This window comes from Actibacterium ureilyticum (genome assembly GCF_002285435.1).
GTDB classification, from domain to species: domain Bacteria; phylum Pseudomonadota; class Alphaproteobacteria; order Rhodobacterales; family Rhodobacteraceae; genus Actibacterium_C; species Actibacterium_C ureilyticum.
The window spans coordinates 22,065-31,213 of record NZ_NSBT01000013.1 but is presented as its reverse complement, the minus strand read 5'-3'; the positions used below and the strand labels follow the sequence as shown (position 1 = coordinate 31,213).

The window sequence follows — 9,149 nt, the reverse complement described above, 5'->3', positions numbered from 1 at the left end:
TCGAAGCGGGCAAGCCGCTTGAAGTCATGGAAATCAACCTGCAGGGTCCCCAGCCTGGCGAGGTTCTGGTCGAGATCAAGGCGACGGGGATTTGTCATACGGATGAATTCACGCTGTCGGGCGCCGACCCCGAGGGGGTGTTCCCGGCGATCCTGGGCCATGAGGGCGCAGGCGTGGTGTTGGAGGTTGGTGCGGGTGTGACCAGCGTCGCGCCGGGCGACCATGTGATCCCGCTTTATACGCCGGAATGCCGGGCCTGCCCGTCCTGCCTGAGCCAGAAAACCAACCTGTGTACAGCGATCCGCTCGACCCAGGGGCAGGGGCTGATGCCCGACGGGACCTCGCGGTTCTCAACCCTCGATGGCGACCCGATCCTGCATTACATGGGCTGCTCGACCTTCGCCAATCACACGGTCCTGCCCGAGATCGCGGTGGCCAAGGTGCGGCCCGACGCGCCCTTCGACAAGATCTGTTACATCGGCTGCGGCGTGACCACGGGCATCGGCGCGGTGATCAACACCGCCAAGGTCGAAATCGGCGCCAAGGCGGTGGTGTTCGGGCTGGGCGGCATCGGTCTGAACGTGCTGCAGGGGCTGCGGCTGGCAGGCGCGGACATGATCATCGGCGTCGATCTGAACGACGACAAGAAGGCCATGGCCGAGCATTTCGGGATGACGCATTTCATCAACCCGAAGAATTGCGAGAACGTGGTGCAAGAGATCGTGGAGCTGACCAAGACGCCCTTCGATCAGATCGGCGGGGCGGATTATTCGTTCGACTGCACCGGCAATGTGAAGGTGATGCGCGACGCGCTGGAATGCACCCATCGCGGCTGGGGCCAGTCGATCATCATCGGCGTGGCGCCCGCAGGGGCCGAGATCGCGACGCGCCCGTTCCAGCTGGTGACGGGGCGGGTGTGGAAAGGCACCGCCTTTGGCGGCGCGCGGGGCCGGACGGATGTGCCGCAGATCGTCGACTGGTACATGGATGGCAAGATCGAGATCGACCCGATGATCACCCACACCCTGAGCCTCGACGACATCAACAAGGGCTTCGACCTGATGCATGCGGGCGAATCCATCCGAAGCGTCGTGGTGTATTGATGACACTGGAGGTGGTGGCAGAAAACAGGTGCTATGGCGGGGTGCAATACGTGTATCGCCACCCGTCGAACACATGCGCCTGTGACATGACCTTCGGTTTGTTCATGCCGCCGCAGGCCAAGCACGGGCCGGTGCCGGTGCTGTGGTACCTGTCGGGCCTGACCTGCACCCATGAAAACGCGATGACCAAGGGCGGATTTCAGAAATTCGCCGCCGAAGAGGGCGTCGCGCTGGTCTTTCCCGACACCTCGCCGCGGGGCGAGGCGGTGGCCGACGACCAGGCCTATGACCTGGGGCAGGGGGCGGGGTTCTATGTGAATGCCAGCCGCAGCCCCTGGTCGGCGCATTACCGGATGTACGACTATATCCGGACCGAGCTGCGCGCGATCGTTGAGGATCTGACCGGCGAGGCCGTGCGCCACGGCATCACCGGCCATTCCATGGGCGGGCACGGGGCGCTGACCATCGCGCTGCGCAACCCCGATCTGTTCAAGTCGGTGTCGGCCTTTGCACCCATCGCCAACCCCACCCGGTCGGATTGGGGGCGCAAGCAATTGTCGAGCTATCTGGGCGAGGACGAGGCCGGCTGGGCGCAGTACGACTCGACCTTGTTGCTGGAAGAACTAGGTTGGAAAGGGGACATCCTTGTCGACCAGGGGGCGAGCGACCAGTTTCTGGACCTGCTGCGCCCGGAATCCCTGGCCGCCACGATGACCGCGCGGCGACAGCCCGGGCAGCTGCGCATGCAGCCGGGCTATGACCACAGCTATTTCTTCGTCGCCAGTTTTGCCGGGGACCACGTGGCCTGGCATGCCGAGCGGCTGAATGACTGATCACTAGGGAGAATGGGAACGACATGAAATTCACACTGTTTTCGGCCGCCGCCATGTTGGCGATGACCCTGACCGCCGCACAGGCGCAGGACGCGACGTTCGAGATCACAGGCGACGCGGCCAAGGGCGAAAAGGTGTTTCGGAAATGCAAGGCCTGCCACGCGGTCGGCCCCGAGGCCAAGGCCAAGACCGGCCCGGTTCTGAACGGCATCCTGGGCCGCACCGCCGGTACGGCCGCGGATTTCGGCTATTCCGATGTCATGGTGCAGGCCGGGGCCGATGGCCTGGTCTGGACACCCGAAACGCTGGCTGAATTCCTGGAAAAGCCCAAAGGCTACATGTCGGGCACCAAGATGAGCTTTGCAGGTCTGCGCAAAGAGGAAGAGCGCACCGACATCATCGCCTATCTGGCGAGTTTCACCGCAGAAGAGGAGGGTTCGTAACACCTAAAAACATCATCCCGGTGGGAGGAGAGACACCGGGTCCACCCTGCGCCTGATCCAAGGCGGCCGGACAGAACGGCCAGGCAAGCGCAGCAAGGTGGTATCGATCAAATCAGGGAGAAGCACGATGAAACGATTGTTTGCTTTGACGGCTGCAGCCGCGCTTTGCGCACCGGCCGCGACTTTCGCAAGTGAATCCGTACAAGCCGAGATCGACAACGCGGACCAGTGGGTCCTGCAGACCGGCGACTACAAGAACCAGCGCTATTCGCAGCTGGACCAGATCAACAAGGAAAACGTGGGCGACCTTCAGGTGTCGTGGACCTTCTCGACCGGCGTTCTGCGCGGTCACGAAGGCTCGCCGCTGGTGGTGGGCGACACGATGTATGTCCACACCCCGTTCCCCAACATCGTCTATGCGCTGGATCTGGCGGACGAGGGGCGTATCATCTGGAAATACGAGCCCAAGCAGGATCCCAGCGTCATTCCGGTGATGTGCTGTGACACCGTGAACCGCGGCGTCGCCTATGCCGATGGCAAGATCTTCCTGCATCAGGCCGACACCAAGGTCGTCGCGCTGGACGCCCAGAGCGGCGAAGTCCTGTGGGAGGCGCAGAACGGCGATCCCAGCATCGGCGAAACCAACACCGCGACGGTTCTGCCGGTCAATGACAAGATCATCGTCGGCATCTCGGGCGGTGAATTCGGCGTGCGCGGGTCGGTCACGGCCTATGACATGAACTCGGGCGAGCAGGTCTGGCGCGCCTATTCGATGGGGCCGGATTCCGACACCCTGATCGATCCCGAAAACACCACCCATCTGGGCAAGCCGGTGGGGCCGGATTCGGGCACCAACACATGGGAAGGCGATCAGTGGAAGATCGGCGGCGGCACCACCTGGGGCTGGTATTCCTATGACGCCGAGGAAAACCTGGTCTATTACGGCACCGGGAACCCGTCGACCTGGAACCCGGCACAGCGCCCGGGCGACAACCGCTGGTCGATGACCATCATGGCCCGCGATGCGGATACCGGCATGGCCAAGTGGCTGTACCAGATGACCCCGCATGACGAATGGGATTATGACGGCATCAACGAGATGATCCTGACCGAGCAGGAAGTCGATGGCGAGATGCGCAAGCTTCTGACCCATTTCGACCGCAACGGGCTGGCCTATACCATGGACCGTGTGTCGGGCGAATTGCTGGTGGCCGAGAAATACGACCCCGCCGTCAACTGGACCACTGGCGTCGACATGGACCCGGCATCGGAAACCTATGGCCGTCCGGCCGTGGTGGCCGAGTATTCCACCGAGCATAACGGCGAGGACGTGAACTCGACCGGGATCTGCCCGGCGGCCCTGGGCACCAAGGACCAGCAGCCTGCCGCATACAGCCCGCAGACAGAGCTGATGTATGTGCCGACCAACCACGTCTGCATGGACTATGAGCCGTTCCGCGTCAGCTATACCGCCGGTCAGCCCTATGTCGGCGCGACGCTGTCGATGTACCCGGCCCCGGACAGCCATGGCGGCATGGGCAACTTCATCGCCTGGGACAACACCAGCGGCGAGATCAAGTGGTCGATCCCCGAGCAGTTCTCGGTCTGGTCGGGCGCTCTGGCCACTGCGGGCGGCGTCGTCTTCTATGGCACGCTGGAAGGCTATCTGAAGGCGGTCGATGCCGAAACGGGTGACGAGCTTTACAAGTTCAAGACCCCCTCGGGCATCATCGGCAACGTGATGACCTACTCCCATGGTGGCAAGCAGTATGTCGGCATCCTGTCGGGTGTCGGTGGCTGGGCCGGCATCGGTCTGGCGGCTGGTCTGACCAACCCCAATGACGGTCTGGGCGCCGTGGGCGGCTATGCCGCGCTCAGCGACTATACCGCGCTGGGCGGTCAGCTGACGGTGTTCGCGCTGCCCGATTGATGGCCCGCGCCTGACACTCAAGTCTCAAGGATTGCCGCGGGGGTCCCCCTTGCGGCAATCCCCAAAACCCAAGCAGGAAACCAAGATGACGCTTTCGGCCACAAGATTTCACGGCATCCTTGCCGTCGTGCTGATGTCGCTGCCCGCAACCGCGCAGGAGATCGACAACCTGACCGCCGCCTATTCCGAGGACGGCCGCTATTTCACCGAAGACGACGTGCCCACCTATAACGTGGCCGAGGACGGCACCGTGGACTGGATGACCTATTCGGGGTTCCGCCGTTATCATTCGGAATGCCATGTCTGTCACGGACCCGAGGGCGAGGGCTCGTCCTATGCCCCGGCGCTGAAGAAGTCGGCGATCGACATGGATTACTATGATTTCGTCGACGTGGTGACCAATGGACGCCAGAAGGTGAACGCGGCCGAACATTCCGTGATGCCCGCCTTTGGCGAGAACCCGAATGTGATGTGTTACCTCGATGACATCTATGTCTACCTCAAGGCGCGCGGCGCCGATGTGGTGCCCCGTGGCCGTCCGGGCAAGAAAGAGGGCAAATCCGATGTCATCCGCGAAGATGAAAATGCCTGCCTGGAAGGGTAAGCAGATGGCGCGGCTTCTGGCCGCGCTTTTGCTGTTGCTGCTGCCCGTCGCGGGCGGCGCGCAGACATCCGATCTGGTGTCGCGCAGCGCCCTGCGGGTCTGTGCCGATCCGGCCAATTACCCGATGTCGGATGACCAGGGGCGGGGATACGAAAACCGCCTGGCCGAATTCATCGCGGGCAAGCTGGAGCTGCCGGTCGCCTATACCTGGTATCCGATGGCCACGGGCTTCATCCGCAACACGCTGCGGGCGAACAAATGCGATCTGGTGATCGGCTATGCCCAGGGCCATGAAATGGTGTTGAACACCAATCATTACTTCACCTCGTCCTTCGTGCTGGTCGTGCCCGCCGATGGGGCGCTGTCGGGGGTTCAGGCGCTGTCGGATCCGGCGTTGAAAGACCGCAGCATCGGCATCATCGCAGGCAGCCCGCCAGCCACGCATATGGCGCGCAACGGGCTGATCGGGCGGGCGCGCCCCTATAACCTTGTGGTGGACCGGCGGTTCGAATCCCCCGCCATCGACATGTTGAACGACCTGCAAGCGGGCCAGATCGACGCCGCGATCCTGTGGGGGCCATTGGCCGGGCCGCTGGTCAAGGCCGACTATCCCGGCCTCAAGGTCACGCCGCTGATCCACGAGACGCTGCCGCCGCGCCTGTTCTTCCGGATCACCATGGGCGTGCGTCAGGGCGAAAAGGTCTGGCAGCGCAAGCTGAACTCGCTCATCCGCCGCAACCAGGCCGAGATCGACGCGATCCTGACCGATGCAGGCGTGCCGCTGTTGACGGATATGGGCGATGCGCTGAAACAGCCGGGGCAATAAGATGCGCGGCGCGGCGCTGATCCTGACGATCATCGCGCTGGCCGCGCCCGCCCCGGCACAGGTCGAAGAGCCCGCCGATTACCGCATGGACCACTACCGCGAACCGGTGCCCGCGACCCTGTCGGGCGGCACGGTCGTCGGTCCCGAAAAGGCGCATGAGTTGTGGCAGACGGGCACGGTCGCCTTTGTCGACGTGCTGCCGCGCCCGCCCAAGCCCGCGAACCTGCCCAAGGGCGCGATTTGGCGGGAAAAGCCGCGCCTGTCGATCCCGGGTGCGATCTGGCTGCCCAATGTGGGTTATGGCGGGCTGGCGGATGTGAACCACGCCTACTTCCGCGCGGGTCTGGAAAAGGTGACCGGCGGCGATACCGGTCACCCTGTGCTGTTCTTCTGTCTGGAGGACTGCTGGATGAGCTGGAACGCCGCCAAGCGGGCGCTGGAATACGGCTATACCCAGGTTTACTGGCTGCCCGAGGGCACCGATGGCTGGACCTTCTTCGATTTCCCGGTCGAGGAAGTGACGCCGGAACCCGGCGGTCAGTAACCCGGCATCATCCGGTGGGCGTGGGTCACGGTGCCATCGGTATCGGTCATCGTCACATCCAGCGATTGCGCGCCGGATGGCACGCCCAGCGTGACGCGGGGGTTTTCCGACAGTGATATGCTGCCCGTCACATCGACATAACCCTGACCGTCCAGCGCGATATCCAGGGTCTCGACATAGCGCATCGGGATGAACAGAAGCGAGATCTGGTCCATCTGCATGCCCGAATGGCTGGGATGCGAGACATCCACGCTGACGCTGCGCTGCGGATCGGAAAGCGCCTGCAACTGGCCCATGACGCTGCCGCCCTCGTCCAGCGGGCCCACATCGATCAGCATCTCGCCCAGCGTGGCCAGCGCGGCCTCGGGGTCGGTGCCGGGCGGTGCGGCGCATGCGCCTTGCCCCGAGGTCTTGATGAAGCTTTCGGCCACGAACAGCTGCCCGTCGCTGGTCTCGGCCACGATATGCAGCGGCGTCGGTCCGTTGATCCGCAGGCTGACATCGAAGAAGAACCGCGGCAGCGGCGTGTCGAAGGTGAAGACGGCCGACACCGGCATCGGGTTTTCGTCCAGAATGACCGACACGCTGCCGATCCGCAGCCCCGCCGGCGCCACCAGATGCGCCGCGACATGGGTGCGTGCGTCATTATCGGTGCGATAGGGCGCGTCGATGGCGATCATCTGGCTGCCATCGTTCAGCACCCGGTCTTCGTAGAGCGCATCGCGCAGGTCGGGCCAGGCGGCATCCTGCGCGGCGGCAAGTGGCTCGGCACAGACGCAAAGGGCCAGTGCGGCGATCAGTGGTTTCATCTTTATCCTCCCATGCCCTGCCTAGCGTTGCAGGATGAACCGGCCAAAGGCGCGCGGCCCGTCGCCTGTGGCGATCTCGCCCACGACCTGCAATGTCGCGGGGTCGATCAGGCTGACCGTGTTCGAAAACCAGTTTGCCACAACAACCGGCCCCGTGTCGCGGATGCTGTCGATGCCTTCGGGGTATTCGCCGACCGGGATCGTGGCCAGCGGCGCCAGCGTGGCCAGGTCAAAGACGCTGACCGTGTCGGCATATTGGTTGGTGACGAACACCCGGCCCGCGGCGAACCCCACGCCATAGGGCCGGTCGCCCACAGGCAGGGTCGCGGTGACGCGCGCGGTCGCGGGGTCGATCACCGACACATCGTTCGACCCGACATTGCCGACAAACAGCCGCCCGTCGGGGGCAAAGCCCAGCCCGAAGGGCCGCGTGCCCACGGTCACCCGCGCGGCGCGGCGCAGATCGCTCAGTGTGAAAAGCGATACCTGATCCGCGTCCCGGTCGGCCGAGGCCAGGACCCCGCCCGCCACCGCCAGCCCGGCGGGCGCGCTGCCGGTTTCCAGCTCGGCCAGCGGTGCGAGCGTGCCCGCGTCCAGCGCCCAGATGCGGGCATTGTACCAGTCGGACACGAAAACCCGCCCGTGATCCGCATCCAGCGCGATGCCGATCGGCCCGCCATCCAACACGGTTTCGGCCAGCGTCGCGCCGGTTTCGGGGTCGATCCGGCGCACGGTTTTGGTGTCCGGCGATACGGTATAGGTGCTGCCATCGGCAGCGACCGCGACCCCGGCGGGATTGCCCGGCACCGGGATGCGGCGCAGCTCCTGTCGCGCGTCGATGTCCAGCACGCTCAGATCACTGCTGTTTTGATTGGTCACAAGCGCCAGATCCCCCGCCGCGGCCAAGGTCGCGGCGAGGGTGGCGCTAAGCGCGGCGACTACGATGCCCCCTCTAGTTCGCCGCACCGAACCGCGCCGTCAGCGCGTCGAGCCCGGCCTGATACACGCCTGTCACGGCGGCAACGGCGGCCTCGTCATTCAAATTCTCGGGCGGGTCGTTGTTGGGATAACCCCGATAGAACGCCCCGCGCCATTCGATCAGCGACCCGCCCGCATCGGTGGGTTTCACCGTCAGATGCGAGGAATAGTTGGTCACCGGCAGAACCTCGACCAGCACATCGGTGATCCGGTAGGAATAGCTCCTCTTCTCGTCGCTGAACTTGTAGAGCTCCTCGGCGATGGTCGGCCCGCCCTCGGCGCCCAGTGTCAGCAGACGGGTGGCTTCCAGTTCGTTTCCGCCTTCGCCGGTGGTGGAATGAACGGCCGGATGCCAGCTCATGTCCTGAAAATTGCCGATCACCGCCCAGACATCGGCGGGGGCGGCTGCGACCTCGGTCGTCAGGGTGACCTTTTGCCGGGTCGGCCCGTGGGCCAGCGCCAGACCGGGCAGGATCAGCCCGGCCAGCAGGGTCAGTATCGTCAGAATGCGCCTCATGCCATTCACTCCTTGAAGATGTTGTTGTTCAGGATGTAGCGGATGCCGCGCAGCCACGAATCGTCGGTATTGGACCGGATATCCACCGACAGGCCACGCACCATGCGTTCGGTTTCGGTGTCGCGCAGCACCAGGTTCATCGACAGGATCAGGTTCGAAACCTTCTGAACCTCGCCCACCAGCACGAAATCGGCGCCCAGCGTGCGGCCCATGCGGATATCGCAGCCATAGCATTTGGCCGGGTTCACGGTGCTGGCCAGCCGGTCGGCCACCGGGGCCAGATCGACCAGCATCAGCCCCTCTTGCGCAAAGCGGTCGCGCACCTTGTCCTGCAACAGCGCGATGCGGGCCTGTTCGGCGGGCTTGGCGCCGAAATAGGCGCCCTCGGTCGAGGTGTCGATGAAGGTGATCCCCAGGAATGCCACCCGCGCACCGGGGCCGAATTCCGCCTGCGCCGAAGCGGGCGACAGTGGGCCCGTGGCCAGAAGCATGAGGATCACACGGAACATGCCCAAAAGCTTAAAGCCGCCGGGATTGCAGGCAATTAATCCAAAAGTATCGG

At 64.2% G+C, this 9,149-nt stretch carries 11 protein-coding genes; 7 read left to right on the top strand and 4 right to left on the bottom strand.

The window, feature by feature from the left end; all coding sequences use genetic code 11:
* From CLM60_RS02640 to CLM60_RS02610, 7 genes are all read left to right on the top strand, one after another.
* A partial coding sequence (locus CLM60_RS02640) for an S-(hydroxymethyl)glutathione dehydrogenase/class III alcohol dehydrogenase (RefSeq protein ID WP_095587666.1) occupies window positions 1-1,103 on the top strand: 1,103 nt, incomplete at its 5' end.
* Between the two features lie 5 nt (window positions 1,104-1,108).
* Complete coding sequence (gene fghA / locus CLM60_RS02635; RefSeq protein WP_095587667.1) at window positions 1,109-1,936, top strand: S-formylglutathione hydrolase; 828 nt, start codon at window positions 1,109-1,111, stop codon at window positions 1,934-1,936.
* Window positions 1,937-1,959: 23 nt separating this feature from the next.
* Window positions 1,960-2,379, top strand: a complete 420-nt coding sequence (locus tag CLM60_RS02630) for a c-type cytochrome (RefSeq protein ID WP_095587663.1) — start codon at window positions 1,960-1,962, stop codon at window positions 2,377-2,379.
* Window positions 2,380-2,506: 127 nt separating this feature from the next.
* Complete coding sequence (xoxF5, locus tag CLM60_RS02625) at window positions 2,507-4,309, top strand: lanthanide-dependent methanol dehydrogenase XoxF5 (protein ID WP_095587662.1); 1,803 nt, start codon at window positions 2,507-2,509, stop codon at window positions 4,307-4,309.
* A gap of 133 nt (window positions 4,310-4,442) precedes the next feature.
* A complete protein-coding gene (locus CLM60_RS02620) occupies window positions 4,443-4,913 on the top strand; it encodes a c-type cytochrome, methanol metabolism-related (RefSeq protein WP_245848124.1) in 471 nt (156 codons plus the stop codon).
* 4 nt (window positions 4,914-4,917) lie between these two features.
* Window positions 4,918-5,739 carry a substrate-binding domain-containing protein gene (locus tag CLM60_RS02615; RefSeq protein ID WP_245848120.1) on the top strand — a complete coding sequence of 274 codons (822 nt, stop codon included), beginning with the start codon at window positions 4,918-4,920 and terminating at the stop codon, window positions 5,737-5,739.
* Window position 5,740: 1 nt separating this feature from the next.
* Entirely contained in the window at window positions 5,741-6,283 is a 543-nt protein-coding gene (locus tag CLM60_RS02610) for a PQQ-dependent catabolism-associated CXXCW motif protein (RefSeq protein WP_095587659.1), read from the top strand.
* Here CLM60_RS02610 and CLM60_RS02605 read toward each other — a convergent pair.
* The 4 genes from CLM60_RS02605 to CLM60_RS02590 all read right to left on the bottom strand — a co-directional run bounded on the left by CLM60_RS02605 (window position 6,277) and on the right by CLM60_RS02590 (window position 9,096).
* A complete protein-coding gene (locus CLM60_RS02605) occupies window positions 6,277-7,092 on the bottom strand; it encodes a quinoprotein dehydrogenase-associated SoxYZ-like carrier (protein ID WP_095587658.1) in 816 nt (271 codons plus the stop codon). The genes CLM60_RS02610 and CLM60_RS02605 overlap by 7 nt on opposite strands.
* 21 nt (window positions 7,093-7,113) lie before the next feature.
* A complete protein-coding gene (locus CLM60_RS02600) occupies window positions 7,114-7,971 on the bottom strand; it encodes a YncE family protein (protein ID WP_245848118.1) in 858 nt (285 codons plus the stop codon).
* Between the two features lie 73 nt (window positions 7,972-8,044).
* The gene (locus tag CLM60_RS02595; RefSeq protein WP_095587656.1) at window positions 8,045-8,587 is read right to left on the bottom strand and encodes an SRPBCC family protein; all 543 of its coding nucleotides are present in this window, start codon (window positions 8,585-8,587) and stop codon (window positions 8,045-8,047) included.
* Window positions 8,588-8,592: 5 nt separating this feature from the next.
* Window positions 8,593-9,096 carry a DUF3280 domain-containing protein gene (locus CLM60_RS02590; protein ID WP_095587655.1) on the bottom strand — a complete coding sequence of 168 codons (504 nt, stop codon included), beginning with the start codon at window positions 9,094-9,096 and terminating at the stop codon, window positions 8,593-8,595.
* Window positions 9,097-9,149 lie beyond the last annotated feature (53 nt).